The following is an 18,026-nucleotide window of genomic DNA, read 5'->3' on the forward strand; positions in this document are numbered from 1 at the left end:
CATGGTCGGACGCGAGAGCTTCACGATGAAAGGCTTCCGGCTCCTGACCGGAGCGGTCCTCATCACCTGGCTGATACTGCCGCTGATTCCGCTGGCGATCTGGTCGTTTGCCCGCGGCTGGTTCTTTCCGAACCTTCTCCCGAACCAGTGGTCTCTGCAGGCCTGGGAATACGCCTTCTCGGATACTGCCGGCGTTCTGGACAGTCTTTGGATAACGATCGCGATCGCGCTTGCCGCCACGGTGCTGTCGATCATCGTCGGCGTGCCGGCCGGACGTGCGCTCGGGCTTTACCGGTTCCGCGGCAAGGAATTCATCGAACTGATCATCCTGGCGCCGACGATCGTGCCCGGGATTGCCGTTGCGCTCGGCCTTCACAGCGTCTTCATCGGGCTCGGGCTGAACAACACGCTCTCCGGCGTTGTCCTCGTCCACCTCATTCCGACGCTTCCCTATATGGTGCTGGTGATGGCGGGGATCTTCGCCAATTACGATCCTTCCTTCGAGGCGCAGGCGCGCAGCCTCGGCGCTTCCGCGTTCAAGACATTCTGGTATGTCACCTTTCCGGCAATCCTGCCCGGGATCATCGTCGGTGGCCTGTTTGCGTTCCTGGTGTCCTGGAGCCAGTACATATTGACGCTGCTCATCGGCGGCGGGCGGGTGGTGACGCTGCCCCTGCTGCTCTTCAATTTCGCCACCTCGGGACGCAACGACATCACCGGGGCGATCGGCATGATCTACATCCTGCCCGGTATCATCATCTTGCTTTTGACCGCGCGCCATCTGTCCGGCCGCAGCGGCGCTGTCGGAGGATTTGGACGGATATGACGCATGTTTCCATCAAGGATCTGACCAAGGTCTATCCGGGTGCGACCGAGCCGTCGCTGGACCGTTTGTCGCTGGAAATCGCCAGTGGTGAACTGACGGCGCTGCTTGGACCGTCGGGCTGTGGCAAGACAACGACGATGAAGATGATCGCCGGCCTGCTGGCGCCGACCTCGGGTGACGTTTCCTTCGACGGACGGTCGATCCTTAACGACAAGCCGGAGCACCGCGGCGTGGTGATGGTGTTCCAGAACTACCTGCTGTTTCCCTATATGAGCGTTGCCGACAATGTCGGCTTCGGCCTGAAAATGCGCAAGGTGGACAAGGCGGAGATCAGCCGGCGCGTGGCGGAGATGCTCGAGCTCGTCAAGCTTCCGGATCTCGGAAGCCGCCGTCCGAGCGAGTTGTCGGGCGGGCAGCAGCAGCGCGTCGCGCTGGCGCGGGCGCTGATCGTGCAGCCGAATGTCCTGCTGCTTGACGAACCGCTGTCGAACCTCGACGCGCATCTGCGGTTCGAGATGCGCGACCTGATCCGCTCGCTGCAGCAGGAGATGGGCATCACCACGATTTTTGTCACCCATGACCAGGAGGAGGCGGTCGTGCTTGCCGACAAGGTGGCGCTGATCCTGCACGGCAGGCTGAAACAGTATGACGGCGCCGACGTGTTCTACAAGCGACCGGTGGACGAGGCGACGGCGCGCTTCTTCGGCGGTCAGAATTTCATCGAGGGCAGTTCGGACGGCACGACCTTTACCAGTTCGTTCGGCTCCGTGGCGCTGCCGGCCGGTGTTGCCGAGGGGCGGGGAAAGCTCACCTTCAGGCCGGAAAATGTGCGCATCGGGACGGAACTCGGCAGCGAAAACGTGTTTCGCGGTACATTGGAAGACAAACTTTACATGGGCACCCAGACGCGCCTGAAAATGCGTATCGGCGACGAGCGGATCGACATCATCTCCAATCCGAACGAGGCTGAGGGAATGGAACCCGGGCAGGAAGTCCCCCTGAGCCTGCCGCCGGCCAGCCTCTGGGTCCTGTCGTCATGAGGAGGCAGTGATGAAATACAGCGTGCATGCGGGTCTGTGGATGGCACAGTGGACCGACGAGATCACGCCCATCCTGCGTGTTGTCGCGGATCTGGGGTTCGACGGTGTCGAGGTGTCGCTGCTCGGCATGAGCGATGAGAAGGCCGAGGCGCTCGGTGCGGCCGTTCGCGATCACCAGCTTGAAATCACCTGCTCCGACGGCTTGTCGGCTGAGGCTGATATTACCTCCGACGATGAGAACGTCAGGGCGGCGGGGCTGAAACATCTGCAATGGGCGGTTGAAACGACCGCGAAGGTCGGGGCGCGGGGTCTCGCCGGGGTCGTCTATGCCCCCTGGGGTATGTTCGATCCGGCAAACAAGGCAAAACGGGCAGCCCGTTCCGCTGAGGCATTTGCCGCGCTGCATCCGGTCCTCGAGGCGCATGACGTGACGCTCGGCATCGAGGCGATCAACCGGTTCGAGACCGATCTTGTCAATACGGCATCGGAAGCGGTTGAAATGGCAAGAGCCTCCGGCTCGTCCCGTGTCGGGGTGCTGCTCGACACATTCCATCTCAACATCGAGGAAAAGGACATCAGGAGCGCCATTGCCGGGGCGGGCGACAGGCTTTTTCATTTTCATGTCTCGGACAATGACCGGGGCGTGCCCGGATCAGGCCATGTGCCGTGGTGCGAGGTGAAGGCGGGTCTTCAGGATGTCGGCTATGATGGCTGGATCACGGCCGAGATTTTCGTGATCGCCGGCAATCCCGCCAGTGCCGACCTCAATATCTGGCGCAATATCGAACCGGACACGACGGATGCTGCCCGACGTTCCCTGGCCTTCATGCGAGAGACGTTCTCATGACCGGCGATTTTCTCAACCGCGCAATGATCCGATTCGAGGCCCTTGAGGGTTCCCTGAATGCGCTCGATGCAGCAACCGGGGATGGCGATCACGGTTTGACTATTCTGAAGGGATTGCGGGCGGCGGCAGACGCGCCCGAGGACGCGGCCAAAGCCTTCCGGGTGGCCGCGGGCGGTGCGTCCGGAGCGCTGTTCGGCCAGATCATCGCGGGGTTGCAGTCTTTCGAGAAGGGCGACATCGAGCTGGGCGCGGCGCTGGCTAAGGCGGCAGGACGTGTCAGCCAGCTCGGTCAGGCAAAGGCAGGCGACAAGACGATGCTTGATGCGCTGATACCGGCATCCCTGGCGGGCAATGACCCGAACGTTGCGGCTCAGGCGGCGCGTGCGGGAGCCGAAGCCACACGCGACATGCCGGCAAAGCGGGGCAGGGCGAAATATGTCGAAGGCGCGGGCGTCGGCCATCTGGATCCGGGCGCCGTTTCCGTTGCCGAACTCCTTGAAGAATTTGCGAAGCCGAGCGGGGCATGACGATGAAGAAGCTGTTTAACAGTAAGGAAAGCATGGTCGACGACATGATCGACGGCTTTGTTGCGGCTTTTCCGGGTGTGGTCGCGCGTGGCGAACATCCGCGTGTGGTTCGAAAGGCAGGTCCGAAAACCGGCGATAGCAAGGTTTCGCTGCTGATCGGCAACGGCAGTGGCCACGAGCCGATTGCCATGGGCTTTGTGGGCCCCGGCCTTCTCGATGCCAATGTGGTCGGCGATGTCTTCGCGGCGCCTTCGGCCGATCTCATCCTTGAGGGCATCCGGGAAGTGACCGGCGCTGCGGGGTCGGTGCTTCTCATCTCGCGCCATGAGGGGGACGTGATCAACGGCAATGCGGCGGCCATGATGGCCGAGGACGAGGGGCTCAAGGTCCGGCCGCTGCTGATGTATGACGACATCTCGTCGGCGCCCAAGGGCGAGGAAGACGAACGGCGCGGGGCGCCGGGCACCATGTTCATCTACAAGATACTCGGTGCGGCGGCCGAAACCGGCCTCAGCCTGGATGATCTTGTGGCGCTGGGCGAAGACGTCCGTGCTCGAACCCGGACCCTCGGTGCCGCGGTCCGTTCCGGCATTTCTCCCCTGACGGGCGATGTCATGTTCTCGCTGCCGGATGACGAGATCTATATCGGCATAGGTGTCCACGGCGAACCGGGCGTGGCGCGGCGCAAGACCGGCCCGGTGAAGGACCTTGTCGTCTTCATGATGGACAAGCTTCTTGAGGACCGGCCGCTGGAGGCCGGCACCGAAACCGTCGTCCTGATCAACGGGTCCGGCGGCACCACCCAGATGGAACTCCTGACCATCTACAGCGAGGTTGAGAAATACCTCTCGCAGATCGGTATCCGGCCGGTTTCCCCGATGATCGGTTCCTTCGTGACCACGCAGGAAACGGCGGGATTCTCCATTTCGCTTTTCACGCCGACGGCTGAAATGCTGGCGCTCTGGCGGGCGCCGCAGCACTCGCCCTATTTCCCGGTGATCGGGCCAGGGGAAGGGGGCTGACCATGCCACAGCCTCCGGCAGCAATACACGGTGTGGCCGTCGATGCCGGCAGCGGGCTTGAGGCATCCATCCGTGCGGCGCGCGGGGACCGTTCGCTGCCGGACGATTTATTGACCTTCAAGCGCAGCGTTCTGACGGCGTTGGGGCCTGATGCGTCGACGGTGCTTGTGGACGCTCAGTGCGGGCCGGACCTGCTGCGGGACTATCCGGATGGCTGCGCGCCCATGGTGGCGTTCGAGGCCGATGTCTATCACATCTCCGACGATGACCGGATCACGGTGCTCCCGGATCATCTATCCGTATCCGATTTTCCAGAAATGGGCGTCAAGCAACTGAAATTCTTCATGTATTACGCCCCGGACGATGACGATGCGCTTAATGCGAGAAAGCTGGATATCGTCGCCGGGATCGGCGAAGCCTGCGCGTCCAACGGCATCCGCTATCTGGTCGAGCCGCTTGTGTACCATCCAAGCATAGAAGCCGGATCGGCCGAGTTCGCAAGAATGAAACCGGCTCTTGTCCGCCGCGCGACACAGGCGTTTGCCGGTCCACGTTTGAGGGCGGATGTGCTGAAGGTCGAGGTTCCCGTGGACCTGCGGTTTGTCGAGGGTTTTGGCGAACCGGAGATGTCGCGGGCGGAGGCGCTCGATGCATTTCGCTTCGCGGCGGAGCCGGCCGACGGACGGGATCTCGTTTATCTGAGCGCCGGTGTGGCGTTCGAATTGTTCGAGGCTTCCTTGAGGCTTGCCCGTGAGGCCGGTGTCGGGTTTGCAGGGTTCATGTGCGGCCGGGCCATTTGGTCCGATGCGGTCGGGGTTTTCGGTGCGCATGGTGAGGGTGCGCTCAAGACCTGGCTGGAGGAAACGGGACGCGAGCGGCTGTTGCGCCTGATCGCCGCCCTTAACTAGAGGCACAAAACGATGCTGGACAACAAGGTCGCGATCATCACCGGCGGTTCGAGCGGCAATGGCCGCGCGATCGCCAAGAAGTTTGTCGAAAACGGAGCCCGGGTCATTGTCGCCGACCTGAGCGAGGAGGTGCGCGAAGGCGGCGAGCCGACCGTTGCCATGATCGACAGCTTCAAGCCCGGTGCCGCCAGGTTCATGACATGCGATGTCAGCAAGACCGGCGATCTGCAAGCCGTGGTTGATGCGGCCGAAGATTGGGGCGGGCTCGACATCATGGTCAACAATGCCGGTATCCTCGTCAAACAGCCGATACTGGATGCGACGGAAGACGTCTTCGACAAGATGGTCGACGTGAACATCAAGGGCGTGTTTTTCGGCTCGCAGGCAGCGGCAAGGGCCATGGCCAAACGCAAATCCGGCGTCATCATCAACATGTGTTCGGTCGCCGGCATGCGCGGAACGGGCGGCTTCAGTCACTACAATATGACCAAGGGCGCGGTCAGGCTCCTGACCTACTCGCTGGCGGACGAACTGGGGCCGATGGGAATCCGGGTCAACAATGTCAATCCGGGCATCATGCGCACGCAGATGAATGTCGAGGACGATCCGGTGATCGGCACCGATACCGGCGACGGTTATCTCGACATCATTCCGGCGCGCCGCTGGGGCGAACCGGAAGAGGTGGCCGACACCTGCCTTTATCTGGCATCCGATCTTTCGACCTATGTGACCGGCACGTCCCTGATCGTCGATGGCGGGCTGCTCAGGATCTGACCGGACATTTGCCGCTGTCCGTCTCTCAGGCGACCCACACGCTTTTGGTCTGCGAATAAAGGGCGATCGCCTCGCGGCCCATCTCGCGGCCGTATCCGGATTGCTTGACGCCGCCGAAGGGCGAGGCGGCATCGGTTTCACCCCAGCAATTGACCCAGATCGTGCCGGCCTGCAGACGCTCCGCCATCCGCCGGACGCGCGTCACATCCTGCGACCAAAGACCCGCGGCAAGACCGTAGTCGGTGTCGTTGGCGCGCCTTAAGACATCATCCTCGTTCTCGAATTTCAGAACCGAGATCACCGGCCCGAAAATCTCTTCCCTGGCAATGGTCATGTCGTCGGTCACGTCGGTGATGATGGTCGGACGGATGAACCAGCCGTCACGGGCGTCGCGCTTGCCGCCGCTCAACACGGCGGCACCGGACGAACGGCCATCATCGACATAGCCGAGTATCATGTTCATCTGCCGTTCGCTGATGACCGGGCCGAGATCGTTGGGCGGATCGTCGAATCCCGGGCCGACCTTGAGATTTTCGGCTATGTCCGTCAGGCCGGAGACCACCTGATCATGGACGGATGCATGGACATAAAGCCGGCAGCCGGCGGTGCAGCTTTGTCCATTGTTGCCGAAATTCGCCCAGAACGCGCCGGGAATTGCCTTTTCAAGATCGGCGTCGGCGAAGACGATATTGGCCGCCTTGCCGCCAAGCTCCAGCGAAACCTTCTTCAGGTTTCCCTTTGAGGCCTCGACAATCTGCCTGCCGGTGCGGGTGCTGCCGGTAAATCCGATCTTGGCAACCCGGCCATGGGCGGCGAGCGCCGCGCCGGCGTCGCCACCCAGTCCCGGCACGACGTTGAGCACGCCCTCCGGAAGTCCGGCCTCAAGGGCAAGGTCGGCAAGGTAAAGCGTGGAAAGCGGTGTTTCCTCGGACGGCTTCAAGACAACCGTATTGCCGGCGGCCAATGCCGGCGCCAGTTTCCATGCGGCCATAAGCAGAGGATAGTTCCAGGGCGTGATCAGCCCGCACACGCCGACCGGCTCAATCAGTGTGTAATTCAGCCGGTCGGGTATGTTGACGGGGATCGTTGCGCCTTCGATCTTGTCCGGCCAGCCGGCGAAATAGCGTAGGTGCCGCGCCGACCAGAGCGCGTCGACGTCGCGTGCCACATGGACCGGCTTGCCGTTGTCGAGCGCATCCAGTTGTCCGAAAATCTCCGCACGCTCCTCGATCAGTTCGGCCAGCCGCCACAAAGCCCTGCTGCGGGCGTCCGGTCCCATCGTCCGCCAGGGTCCGGCCTCGAATGCTCGGGACGCGGTCTCCACGGCGGCGTCCACCTCGTTTGCGCCCGCCCGGGCAACCTCGGTCAGAAGCGTGCCGTCCGACGGGTTGATAACCGCAATTGCGTTGTCGGTATCGATCTGCCCCGATCCTATGCGCAGTCCCTGTTTCGAGGCGATGAAATCGGCAACGTCCTTGTTGAGTGCAATCGTGTTCAAGGTCCTAAACTCCGGCCTTTTTGCGTTCCGCCTCGCGCAGGACACGACGGTTGATCTTGCCCGAGGAGGTCATTTCGAATTCGGACACGAACGCGACCTCGCGCGGCGCCTTGTAGGCCGCGAGCCGATCGCGCACATGGTGTTTGAGCGCATCCTTCAACGCTTCCGTTTCGGCTTCTCCGGCGCGCAGTTTGACAAACGCCTTGACGATCGATCCGCGGTCGGCGTCCGGTTTGCCGACAACGGCGGCCTCGGCGACGCAAGGGTGTGCGATGAGGCACTCCTCGATTTCCGCCGGTCCGATGCGAAAGCCCGAGGATTTGATGAGATCGTCGGAGCGGCCCTTGTACCAGTAGTAGCCGTCCGCATCCCTGACGGCGAGATCGTGGGTTCTCAGGAACTCTCCATGCCGCATTTCCGCTTCCTTATCGGGATTGTTGAGGTAACCGAGGAAGCGTGTAGGCGCGTTTGCCGTTGTGACGATTTCGCCCGGCTCCCCGTCGCCGACCTCAAGGCCATCGCCATCGACGAGACGTACGTCGTGGCCCGGATAAGCCCGGCCCATGGAGCCTGGTTTTCTGGGAAACAGCGCGGCGCAGTTGCCGATCAGGTGGTTGACCTCGGTCATGCCGTAAAACTCGTTGCAGACGACACCCAGCCGCTGTTCGGCCCATTCGAGCGTTTCGGCCGCAAGCGCTTCGCCGCCGGTGCATATGACCCGAAGGGACAGGTCATGGTCGGCACGCGGGTTGGGTGTCTGGGCGAGCCGTTTGATGGCTGTCGGCGCCAGAAATGTGTGCGTGACCTTGTGCCTCGCCATGAAACGGTAGGCCCATTCCGCCTTGAAGCGGTCAAGCGAGGTGGCAATCGTCCGCCCGGCCATCCACGCCGGAAAGAGCATATCCAGAAGGCCGCCCACCCAGGCCCAGTCCGATGGCGACCAGTAGACCGCGTCCTCATCGTTCATGGAGAGATTGAAGAAGAGATTGATCGACGGCGTGTAGGAGGCGAGGACACGGTGACCGTGCATGATGCCCTTCGGCTTTCCCGTCGATCCGGAGGTGTACATCAAAAGGGCAGGGTCGTCGGCGCTGCGATAGGCTTCGGTCAATCCGTCCGGCGATGTCCGGAATGCGTCCGCCAGATCGTGTTCGCCCCTATGGGGTGAGCGCAAGAGAACGTGTTTCAGATGGGGAAATGCGGCAGAGGCGCCGGGACGCAGGCCGTTCCACGCCGCCTCGTCCGTCAGGATCACCGGGGCGCGGCAGTCGTTGAGCGCGTCGCTCAGCGTGTCGGGCCCGTAGAGCTGCGACAGCGTGACCGCGATACCTCCAAGCTTGCAGATCGCCATATGGGCGACCGCGGTATCGGGGTGCTGTCCCGTGTGCAGCGCAATGAGATCGTCCGGGCCATATCCGAGATTTGCAAGACAGGCGGCAAGTCCGGACGCGGCCCGTTCGACCTGCGCGAAGCTCATCTCTTCGAGGCTGCCGTCCGGGGTCTCATAGACAATGGCGGTTCTGTCGCGGTTGTCCGGTCCCAGATGCTTGCCGAGCGTCATGTGATAGATGTTTGCCGATTGCGGCCATGTGATCCGAAGGGAGTCCGAATTCCGTTCAAGATTGAGCTGCCGGAGCTTATCCTCGGCAAGCCTGTCCATATAGTCCAAGCGTTCCTCCCATCGCCTGCCGGTCATTCCATCCACGGTCTTCGTGGGTGAGACCGGGACATGACACCGTAGCAAGCGTTCTTAACATATTTGTCTTTACAAGTTAAGATTCAAACGGCCGGGCAAGGCTGTGTTTCAGGGTGGGTCGAGAGCTTTACACGTGTCCCGCTCGCCGTTATCGGATGACTGGCAAAATGCTGTGGGGATTGAGCACATGGGGTGGAGCGCCGATCCGGTGATGCACGCTGATGACGGAAGGGGCAGCCGGTGACCGGCGCAGGGCTTGCGCGGTCCGCCCCGCGTGTGCCGATCGCCTGCGTGCAGTGCTTTTGCTCCGGCTCGCTCTATGCCTGGAGCGCCATGATCACCGCCCTGCGCGGCTCCTTCGGCGTCAGTGTCGAACATGCCGGCATGGTCTTTTCCATCGCAATCGTCGCATTCACCGTCGCCCTGCTCATGGCGGCGCGGCTTCCCATCGACCTGTGCGGCCGCCGCGCGCGCATAGTCTTCTGCCTCGCCGGCGCAGCGGCACTCATAGCGGCCTCATCGGCCTCGAATTTCTTCCTGTTTGCGCTCTGTTTCGGCGCCGGTTTCGGCGCGGCGAGCGGCGCCATCTATCTCGCCTGTCTTGATGTGGCGGCGCGTTCGGATCCGGACAGGGCCGATATGAACACCGCCCTGATGGTTGCCTCCTTCGGCCTTGGCGGGGCGGTTTTCGGACCGGTCCTGAGGTGGCTGGTTGCGGAGGAATGGGGAATGCAGGCGCTGGTGTTCCCGGCCGTCTGCCTTGTGATCGCCGCTTCTTTCTCGGTATTAGAAAAATCGCCCAACAGGCAGATTGAAAAAGACAAAGGGGAAGCCGTTTCGGTGAAGACGGGCGACGGCCGGGACATTGGCTTGTGGATACCGCTTCTCTGGTTCGGCTTCGCGTTTGCGGCCGGCGCCGGGCTGATGACCCTGGGACTGGCCAGCACGATCATCGAGGAAGGCGGCGGGTCCGTGCTGCTGGCGGGTGTCGGGCTTGCGGCGGTCGCCGTGGCCAACACCGCAGGCCGCTTGTGCGCCGGATTGTTTGCCCGGATCCTCAGACTTGACCATCTGATCGTGTTGCCGCCGGTCCTGTCTTCAGTCGGGCTCCTGATCTGCATCCGCATTGCCGACCCGGTAGCGATTGTTTCGGGCCTTGCCGTCGTCGCCCTCGCATACGGGCTTGTCGCATCGCTTTATCCCATCCTCACCCGGCAGCTTCTGGGAAGCGAGGGCTTTGCGCGCTACTTCTCCGTGGTCTTTACCGCCTGGGGACTGGCCGGGCTCACAAGTCCCTGGCTCGCCGGTGCGGTTCTGGCACGCAGCGGCGACTACCGCGATGCGCTTGGCGTCGGCGCGGTGGCGGCGGCGGTGTCGATCGCCTTGTCGATCGCGACCGCCATCTTCCTGCGCCGGGCCTACAGGCGCAATCTCCGCTGACCGACGCGGCAAAGATCGCAATGATTTCCTCCGGTTGTCGTCTTGGATCCGCCGGTTTCAGCCGGGCTTGATGATGATTTGTATTATCATATTGCTGATTATGAATTTGCGATGTCATCCGAAGCGAGTACGTCTTCCGGTGTCATCGTGACCGGCCGCAAGGCTGCCACGGCGATCGTTGCCGAGGGCGATCAAAACCGCTGCGGCATAAACGGCGCTCCACTCGTTCCGGATCAGGCAGAATGTGGAACACTAAACTGGCTTGACCAAAACGGATACTCTAGTGCTGCGTTGATCGGCCGGCACCTTCCGCCGGCACGCTCACCTGCGAAGCCACCGGCTCGGAAGCGGCGCCCTTCAAAACCGGCGCATCGATGCCGTCGCCGCCGGCATCGGCCGCGCGCTGCACGCGTTCAGCTGCAATCCGCAGAATGCTCATACCGTCGCGGATTTCCTGATCGGCATAGGCGACGCCGATGCTGACGCTGCCCCAGACCGGTCCGGCCTCTGCGGCGTGCGATCTGACCACCTGCAAAATGCGTTCGCACGTGCGTATGGCGGTTTTCGGCTCGGTGTTCGGGAACACGATTGCAAACGTGTCTTCATCCGTTCTGCCGACGCTGTCATAGGCACGGGTCTGGTCGACAAGCAGTGTTGCCAGTTCCTTGAGCAGCGCGTCACCCGCAGCATGTCCCTCCCGGTCGTTGATGTCTTCAAAACCGTCGACACGGACGGACGCGACGGAGAGTGGCGACTGAAAGCGGCGGTAGCGGTTGAACTCGCCGTCGAGGATGTTGAGCAAATGGCCTGTGTTGTGCAGCCCGGTCAGGCTGTCCCTGAGGGCCTGTGATTTGAGGCGGCGATAAGCGAATTCGAAATCCCGGATGCTGAGAATATCGTGAAGTCCCTCGTCATCGACAACGGGCACATGGCGGATGCCGTTTTCGATCATCGTCTCGTAAATGTCGTCCATCGGATCGTCCGAGCGGCAGGTGACGACGGAATCGGTCATCACGTCGGAGACCGTCTTTTCGAAGAAAGCCTGCTCGAATTCGACCATGGAGCGAACGAGATCACGCTCGGAAACGATTCCCACGAGCCTGAAATCCGTGTCCACCACGGGAAGCGCGCCGATATTGTTGGCCTGAAGCAGATGTGCGGCTTTCAACAGGCCCTGATCCGGCCCGATCAGTTTGATCTCGTTCCGGCCTTTGTGCATCAGCAATTCGCGGATTCGCATTTTGTACCCCCGAGCGGATTCCGTTTCGCGCTCAAATTGTCCATTCCCTTCTTTAAAAAAGGGTTCAACTGCGGACCGTGTGCTTCCGTAATGGTCAATAAAGAATTGCCGTCAGGAACCTGGTTTCCAGCAAGCGCCATGCAAAGGCACCGGCTCACCCGGATTGAGTATTGGATATGAAAGGCCTTGCAGGCGAGAGGTGCCGGCTAATTCCGGTTGGACACGATATGGATAACCAGGTCGATCAACGACCGTTCGTATTCGGGATCGTTGAGATATCCCGGCTCTGTGAACAGGGTCGTGCGGATGCTGCCGACGAGGGCGCCGGAAAGCACCATACAGGACATATCGTCGGGTTGCCGGAACCGTGCCGGATCGATTTCGGCGAGGCGCGACTGGAACATGTGCATGATGCGCAAATGCACGTCGCTTGCGCGCGCGACCAGTTCCGCGTCGCTCAATAAAGACAGAAGCATGCTTTTGCGGGCCCGGCTGCGTCTGAACGGTTGCAGTGTGGAACTCACCAGATGCGCAATAACCTCATGCCCCGTCGCGCCTTGCGATCCCGCCAGCAATTCGCGTGCTCTTTTCTCCTGCAGTTCGAGGTCCGCCAGCGCCATTTCCCTCAGAATCGACATTTTGTCCGGGAAGTACCGGTACAGCGTGCCGATGGAGTAACCCGCGCGCCGGGCAATGTGGTTGGTGGTGAATTTTGTGTCGCCGCTGCGTTCCAAAACCTGAGCAGTTGCTTCGAGAATCAGCTCGATCGTCTGCCGTGCCCTTTGCTGGTGTGGATTTTTCCTTTTTCTTTCAATGCCCTGTTGCATGGTTCGTCAAAAAAAGCTGTCGCCGAAAACTGAGTAGTGGGTGCGCCGTCGCAAACTTATCTAACCAGTACCAACCCACAACCAGGAGAGTGTTATGAAATATTTTACCGTATTGGCTCTGGCCTTGCTACCGACATCCGCATTTGCCGGACAGAGTGAGGCGGACGCATGTGCTGCTTCCCTCTCAGAACCGGCAAGGCAGATCTACAATGCAAGCGCCCCTTATGTGACACCGACGTCCGATCTGCAGGATGTGGTCCGCCAGCAGGCGCGCAGCCTCGTCATGTCGGGACAGATGAGCAGGAAGGTCGCGCAGGACAATGCCCGTCCCGCGGGTTTGTGCCTGCAGAAGCTTCAATCGTAGTACGGGCCATCTGATACGCGCGACGATCCCAGAAAGCACAATCTGCCCCGATGTGCCGGGATTGCCGCCCGTTTGTATCAGAAGGTCCGCCCGTCAGGGCCGGATTATCGGCCGCCCCCCGCAAACTGGCCCTGACGGGTCCTTCACACCAATCTGGAGAGATAATCATGGCATTGAGGTATTTGTTACCGGCATTCCTGATGCTCGCCGTTTTGGGCGCGCCTGCCCATGCGGCAAATTCCGCAACGGTCACGGTCAACCTTAACCTGCGTGCCGGCCCATCGACACAGTATCCCGTCGTGGTGGTTGTGCCGCAATCGGCAGCCGTGACGGTTTACGGCTGCAATGCAAATGTCACCTGGTGCGACATTGCCTACGGTTCGGCCAGAGGCTGGGCGTCGGCCAATTACATCCGTGTTTCGAGCGGCGGACAGACCGTTGTCGTCACCCCGGGTGTCGCTGCCGCCGTCGGTCTCGCAACGGTCACGTACAACCGTGTCTATTGGGACACCTATTACAACACCTATCCTTGGTATGGTCAGTGGAACCGTTACTACGCGCCGCCGCCGCCTCCACCACCCCCGCCGCCGCCCGGAACAGCCACCGGCGGTTCCGGATGTATCGGAAATGCCTGTGCGGCAACACGGACGGTGACGGGAAGCCAGGGCGACACCCTCCGCAGCACCGGCGGCTGCGTCGGCGATGCATGCGCCGGAAGGCGAACGGTCACGACCCCGTCCGGCAATTCTGCGAGCAAGACGGTCACATGCAGGCGCGGCGATCCGAACTGCACGGTCAGGAGGACGGGTCCGCAGGGCAACACGGCAGTCCGTCAACGGCCTGTCAGGCGGTAACCCGCAGCCGATGACCGGATCGCAACCGTCCTCGTTCAAAGGCCGCCCCATCCCGCATTTCGGGTGGGGCGGTTCAGCCGTATATTTGCCGCTTTATGCGCTCTCGGCGTTTTTCCGCCTGACGAAAGCGCGTTTGGAAACGAGCGAGGCGGTTATCACACCGATCGTCACAAGGGCGATGAGGATTGTCGACAAAGCGTTGATTTCGGGACTGACTCCCAGCCTGACGGCGCTGAAGATGCGGATCGGCAACGTGGTGGACGCCGGCCCCGACGTGAATGATGCAATGACCAGATCGTCAAGCGAAAGGGTGAAGGCAAGCAGCCAGCCCGAGATCACCGCAGGCGCGATGATAGGGAGCGTGACGCTGCGAAAAGCATCGAGCGGCGTGCAACCGAGATCGAGCGCGGCTTCCTCGACCGACCGGTCGAAGCTGACAAGGCGCGACGAGACGACGACCGACACGTAGCACATGGCGAATGTGGTGTGGGCCAGCACGATCGTGAAGACCCCGCGGTCGAGGCCGATGGCGATAAAGAGCAGCAGCAGCGACAGGCCGGTGATCACTTCCGGCATGACAAGCGGCGCATAGATCATGCCCGAAAACAGGGTGCGGCCGAAAAAGCGTCCGCCGCGCACCATCACATAGGCTGCCATTGTGCCGAGCACCGTGGCTGCGGTGGATGAAAAGAGGGCGACCTTGAGCGTCACCCAGGCCGCGTCCAGAAACGCTTCGTTCTGCAGTAGTTCGAAATACCATCTGGTCGAAAATCCGGCCCAGACCGTGACCAGCCGCGAGGCATTGAAGCTGTAGACGATCAGAATGACCATCGGGATGTAGAGGAAGGCGAAACCAAGCGTCAGCGCAGTGACATTGAACCAGCTCATGCGCCTCATCGGCCGGCCTCCTCCTGCCTCTGCTGGTTACGCTGGAACAGGGCGATGGGCACGATCAGCACCAGCAGCAGAACGACGGCGACGGCGGCGGCGACGGGCCAGTCCCGGTTGGTGAAGAACTCCTCCCACAGGACCTTGCCGATCATCAGCGTACCGGAACCGCCAAGCAGAGAGGGGATGACGAACTCGCCGAGGACCGGAATGAATACCAGGAAGCAGCCGGCGATGACGCCGGGCCGCGACAGCGGGGCGGTGACCAGCCAGAAAGCCTGCGTGCGCGAACAGCCCAGATCTTCCGCCGCCTCGATCAGGGAATCGTCGAGCTTGTCCAGCGTTGCGAATATGGGCAGCACCATGAAGGGCAGATAGGTGTAGACGATGCCGATATAGACCGCGATCGGGGTGTTCAGCAGAACCAGCGGTTCGTTGACGACGCCCAGGGCGAGCAGCAGCTGATTGAGAAGACCCTCCTGTCCCAAAATGCCCATCCAGGCGTAGACCCGGATCAGGAAACTGGTCCAGAAGGGAAGGATGACAAACACCATGAGAACGGGACGCCAGACCGGCGGCGCTTTTGCCATTCCGTAGGCGATGGGAAACCCGACCATAAGGGTGAGGAAAGTGGATACAAGCGCAATCGTCAGGCTCGACAGGAATGCCTTCCAGTAAAGGTCGTCCTCGGTCAGGAAGATGAAGTTCTCGAAATCGAGCTGGCCGAGAAGCGCCAGAAAACCGCGCCAGTCGGCCGACAGGTCGAGGGTCGGCACATAGGGCGGGATGGCGATGGCGGTGTCGGACAGGGAGATCTTGAGAACGATCAGGAACGGAACAAGGAAAAGCACCAGCAGCCACAGATAGGGGATGGCAATGAGTATGGCGCGGCGGACGTTCACAGCCGGTCTCCTATTGTGTCAGCACGAGGCCGGCGGTCCTGGGCCAGGAGAGCCAGACACTGTCCTCCCAGGTCAGGCCCTGCCGCGAACGCCGTTCCCGATTGGCGGCTTGCGCCTTGATGATGTGACCGCTGTCCAGGCGGACATGATAGGTGGAGATATTGCCGAGATAGGCGATGTCGTGGATCTTGCCCGAAACGGCGTTCGCCGCATTCTCAGGCCGCTCCTTTGATATGGCGGTTTTTTCCGGGCGGATCGCGAAGGTGCAGGGCGTGCCGGCCGCGAGCGCGCCTGCGTGTTCGCTTTCTATGTCCGGCTGGCCCTCGGCCCAGGAGATGGCAACGCGCCCGTCGCCGGATGAATGGACATTGCCCGCGATCAGGTTGATGTCGCCGATGAAGTCGGCGACGTAGACCGAATTCGGCGTTTCGTAGATACGGTCGGGCGTATCGACCTGAGCAAGCCGGCCATGGTCCATGACCGCGACCCGGCTCGCGACCGTCATCGCCTCCTCCTGATCGTGGGTGACGATGACGAAGGTCGTGCCGGTCTTTTCCTGAATGTCGACGAGTTCGAACTGCGTTTCCTGGCGCAGTTTCTTGTCGAGCGCGCCGAGCGGCTCGTCGAGCAACAGGAGTTTCGGCGCCTTGGCGAGGGCGCGGGCCAGCGCGACACGCTGCCTCTGGCCGCCCGATATCTGGTGCGGCTTGCGGCCGGCAAAGCCCTTGAGTTGAACCAGGTTGAGCATTTCCTCGACTCGGCCGGCGATGTCGCGCTTCGCCATGGCGGAGCGCTTGAGGCCGAAGGCGATGTTGTCGGCGACGGTGAGATGCGGAAACAGCGCATAGGACTGGAACATCATATTGACCGCGCGCCGGTTCGGCGGCACCGGGCCGATATCCTGGCCGTCAAGGATGATGCGGCCGTCGGTCGGTGCCTCGAAACCGGCCAGCATGCGCAAGAGGGTCGTCTTGCCGCAGCCGGAAGGGCCGAGCAGCGCGAAAAACTCCCCCTCGAATATGTCGAGGTTCAGATTGTCGACGGCGGTAAAGCCGCCGAACCGCTTGGTCACGCCTTCAAAACGGATGAGCGGGCTCGCCCCGGCCTTTTCCCACGGTCTCGTTTCCGGCGCGGCGCCCGATTGATCCATCCTTCCCCCCGAAGACCGCAGCGCGCTCAGGTGCCCGATTTGATCCTGGTCCACATCCGCGTCGCAAAACGCTGTGTGCGCGGGATCCAGGCGATTGTCGGATAGAGCGCCTTCATGGTCTCGGCATCCGGATAGATCGCGGTATCTTTGATCACGTCCTCTTCCAGGAACTCCTGTGACGCAAGGTTGCCGTTGGCGTAATAGACATAGTTGGAAGCGGCCGCCATATTCTGCGGATCCATCATGAAGTTGAGGAACCGGTGCGCGGCGTCCGGGTTGGGCGCGTCGGCGGGGATGGCCATCTGATCGAACCACATGACGGCGCCTTCCTTCGGCGCGTTATAGGCGATGTTGACGCCGTTATCCGCCTCCGCCGCCCGGTCGCGGGCCTGCAGGATGTCGCCGGAATAGCCGAAGGCGACGCAGATTTCGCCATTGGCGAGCGCGTTGATGTATTCGGAGCTGTGGAATTTCTGCACATGGGGCCGCACCGCGCTGAGGACGGGTTCGGTCTTTGCGATGATATCGGTATCCTGGGTGTTGGGGTCTTCTCCAAGATAAGTCAGCGCGGCGGGAATGATCTCCGCCGATGCGTCGAGGAAGTGCACGCCGCAGCTTGCCAGTTTTTCCATATATTCGGGATTGAAAACCAGCTCCAGCGAGTCCACCGGCGCATCGTCGCCCAGCACTTCGGCGACCTTGTCGACATTCACGCCGATACCGGTCGTGCCCCACATATAGTTGACCGAATAGGCATTGTCGGGATCGTAGGGTTCCGTGCGCTCCTTGATCGCGTCCCAAAGATGCCCGGCATTCGGCAGCTTTGACTGATCCAGAGGCTGGAAAACGCCGGCCTTGATCTGCCGTGCGAGGAAACTTGCCGACGGCACCACCACATCGTAGCCCGAACTGCCGGCGAGAAGCTTGGTTTCAAGCACGTCGTTGGAATCGAAAACATCGTAAATCAGATCGATGCCGGTTTCCGTCTCGAATTTCTCAAGCAGCGCCTCGTCGATATAGTCCGACCAGTTGTAAACACGCACCTCGTCGGCCAACGCGGCGGTTGCGCCGAGCGTCAGCGACAGTGCGATCAGGTATTTTGCTGGTTTCATTGTGATTTCCCGCCTGCGTCCATCCTGGCATTTCAGTTTTTGGGAGTGCTGTGCCCGCCCAAGGCGTGCGACCCCCGATTGTCGGCATAAGAATGCACATCCGGTGGCCGG

General features: G+C 61.5%; 18 protein-coding genes. 10 read left to right on the forward strand and 8 right to left on the reverse strand.

The window, feature by feature from the left end; translation table 11 throughout:
• Nucleotide 1 precedes the first annotated feature (1 nt).
• The 7 genes from AC5E6N_RS00080 to AC5E6N_RS00110 are packed head-to-tail and all read left to right on the forward strand — an operon-like array spanning nucleotide 2 to nucleotide 5,944.
• On the forward strand, nucleotides 2–826 hold the full coding sequence (locus tag AC5E6N_RS00080; RefSeq protein ID WP_491745881.1) for an ABC transporter permease: 825 nt from the start codon (nucleotides 2–4) through the stop codon (nucleotides 824–826).
• Nucleotides 823–1,866: an ABC transporter ATP-binding protein gene (locus AC5E6N_RS00085; RefSeq protein WP_491688319.1), complete on the forward strand. Its 1,044-nt coding sequence runs from the start codon at nucleotides 823–825 to the stop codon at nucleotides 1,864–1,866. The genes AC5E6N_RS00080 and AC5E6N_RS00085 overlap by 4 nt, the downstream gene beginning before the upstream one ends.
• A 10-nt stretch (nucleotides 1,867–1,876) precedes the next feature.
• Nucleotides 1,877–2,713: a sugar phosphate isomerase/epimerase family protein gene (locus tag AC5E6N_RS00090; RefSeq protein WP_491745882.1), complete on the forward strand. Its 837-nt coding sequence runs from the start codon at nucleotides 1,877–1,879 to the stop codon at nucleotides 2,711–2,713.
• A complete protein-coding gene (locus tag AC5E6N_RS00095) occupies nucleotides 2,710–3,240 on the forward strand; it encodes a DAK2 domain-containing protein (protein ID WP_491745883.1) in 531 nt (176 codons plus the stop codon). Before AC5E6N_RS00090 ends, AC5E6N_RS00095 begins: the two co-directional genes overlap by 4 nt.
• Nucleotides 3,237–4,262, forward strand: coding sequence for a dihydroxyacetone kinase subunit DhaK (locus AC5E6N_RS00100; protein WP_491745884.1), 1,026 nt, complete (start codon nucleotides 3,237–3,239; stop codon nucleotides 4,260–4,262). Before AC5E6N_RS00095 ends, AC5E6N_RS00100 begins: the two co-directional genes overlap by 4 nt.
• Before the next feature lie 2 nt (nucleotides 4,263–4,264).
• Nucleotides 4,265–5,170 (forward strand): tagatose 1,6-diphosphate aldolase, encoded by a 906-nt coding sequence (locus AC5E6N_RS00105; RefSeq protein ID WP_491745885.1) that lies wholly within the window; start codon nucleotides 4,265–4,267, stop codon nucleotides 5,168–5,170.
• 12 nt (nucleotides 5,171–5,182) lie between these two features.
• Entirely contained in the window at nucleotides 5,183–5,944 is a 762-nt protein-coding gene (locus AC5E6N_RS00110) for an SDR family oxidoreductase (protein WP_491745886.1), read from the forward strand.
• Nucleotides 5,945–5,969: 25 nt separating this feature from the next.
• Here the strand turns inward: AC5E6N_RS00110 and AC5E6N_RS00115 are convergent, their stop codons facing one another.
• Nucleotides 5,970–7,442, reverse strand: a complete 1,473-nt coding sequence (locus tag AC5E6N_RS00115) for an aldehyde dehydrogenase family protein (protein ID WP_491745887.1) — start codon at nucleotides 7,440–7,442, stop codon at nucleotides 5,970–5,972.
• Between the two features lie 4 nt (nucleotides 7,443–7,446).
• Nucleotides 7,447–9,102, reverse strand: a complete 1,656-nt coding sequence (locus tag AC5E6N_RS00120; protein ID WP_491745975.1) for an acetate--CoA ligase — start codon at nucleotides 9,100–9,102, stop codon at nucleotides 7,447–7,449.
• A 276-nt stretch (nucleotides 9,103–9,378) separates the two neighbouring features.
• On the opposite strand from AC5E6N_RS00120, the gene AC5E6N_RS00125 reads away from it, so the two are divergent.
• Nucleotides 9,379–10,578, forward strand: coding sequence for an MFS transporter (locus AC5E6N_RS00125; RefSeq protein WP_491745888.1), 1,200 nt, complete (start codon nucleotides 9,379–9,381; stop codon nucleotides 10,576–10,578).
• 280 nt (nucleotides 10,579–10,858) lie between these two features.
• On the opposite strand, the gene AC5E6N_RS00130 is transcribed toward AC5E6N_RS00125, so the two are convergent.
• Both AC5E6N_RS00130 and AC5E6N_RS00135 read right to left on the reverse strand, forming a co-directional pair.
• Complete coding sequence (locus AC5E6N_RS00130) at nucleotides 10,859–11,818, reverse strand: GGDEF domain-containing protein (RefSeq protein ID WP_491745889.1); 960 nt, start codon at nucleotides 11,816–11,818, stop codon at nucleotides 10,859–10,861.
• A 206-nt stretch (nucleotides 11,819–12,024) separates the two neighbouring features.
• Entirely contained in the window at nucleotides 12,025–12,645 is a 621-nt protein-coding gene (locus AC5E6N_RS00135; protein WP_491745890.1) for a TetR/AcrR family transcriptional regulator, read from the reverse strand.
• A 94-nt stretch (nucleotides 12,646–12,739) separates the two neighbouring features.
• Here AC5E6N_RS00135 and AC5E6N_RS00140 point away from each other — a divergent pair, with 94 nt between their 5' ends.
• Both AC5E6N_RS00140 and AC5E6N_RS00145 read left to right on the forward strand, forming a co-directional pair.
• On the forward strand, nucleotides 12,740–13,009 hold the full coding sequence (locus tag AC5E6N_RS00140) for a hypothetical protein (RefSeq protein WP_491745891.1): 270 nt from the start codon (nucleotides 12,740–12,742) through the stop codon (nucleotides 13,007–13,009).
• 167 nt (nucleotides 13,010–13,176) lie between these two features.
• Complete coding sequence (locus tag AC5E6N_RS00145) at nucleotides 13,177–13,863, forward strand: SH3 domain-containing protein (protein ID WP_491745892.1); 687 nt, start codon at nucleotides 13,177–13,179, stop codon at nucleotides 13,861–13,863.
• Nucleotides 13,864–13,956: 93 nt separating this feature from the next.
• Here the strand turns inward: AC5E6N_RS00145 and AC5E6N_RS00150 are convergent, their stop codons facing one another.
• Genes AC5E6N_RS00150 through AC5E6N_RS00165 form a run of 4 tightly spaced genes read right to left on the reverse strand, consistent with a single transcriptional unit; the run spans nucleotide 13,957 to nucleotide 17,915 of the window.
• A complete protein-coding gene (locus tag AC5E6N_RS00150; RefSeq protein ID WP_491745893.1) occupies nucleotides 13,957–14,760 on the reverse strand; it encodes an ABC transporter permease in 804 nt (267 codons plus the stop codon).
• Nucleotides 14,757–15,653, reverse strand: a complete 897-nt coding sequence (locus AC5E6N_RS00155) for an ABC transporter permease subunit (RefSeq protein ID WP_491745894.1) — start codon at nucleotides 15,651–15,653, stop codon at nucleotides 14,757–14,759. The genes AC5E6N_RS00150 and AC5E6N_RS00155 overlap by 4 nt, the downstream gene beginning before the upstream one ends.
• A 10-nt stretch (nucleotides 15,654–15,663) precedes the next feature.
• The gene (locus tag AC5E6N_RS00160; protein WP_491745895.1) at nucleotides 15,664–16,803 is read right to left on the reverse strand and encodes an ABC transporter ATP-binding protein; all 1,140 of its coding nucleotides are present in this window, start codon (nucleotides 16,801–16,803) and stop codon (nucleotides 15,664–15,666) included.
• Between the two features lie 26 nt (nucleotides 16,804–16,829).
• On the reverse strand, nucleotides 16,830–17,915 hold the full coding sequence (locus tag AC5E6N_RS00165; RefSeq protein WP_491745896.1) for a polyamine ABC transporter substrate-binding protein: 1,086 nt from the start codon (nucleotides 17,913–17,915) through the stop codon (nucleotides 16,830–16,832).
• Nucleotides 17,916–18,026: the final 111 nt, after the last annotated feature.

This window comes from Hoeflea sp., from assembly GCF_984452065.1.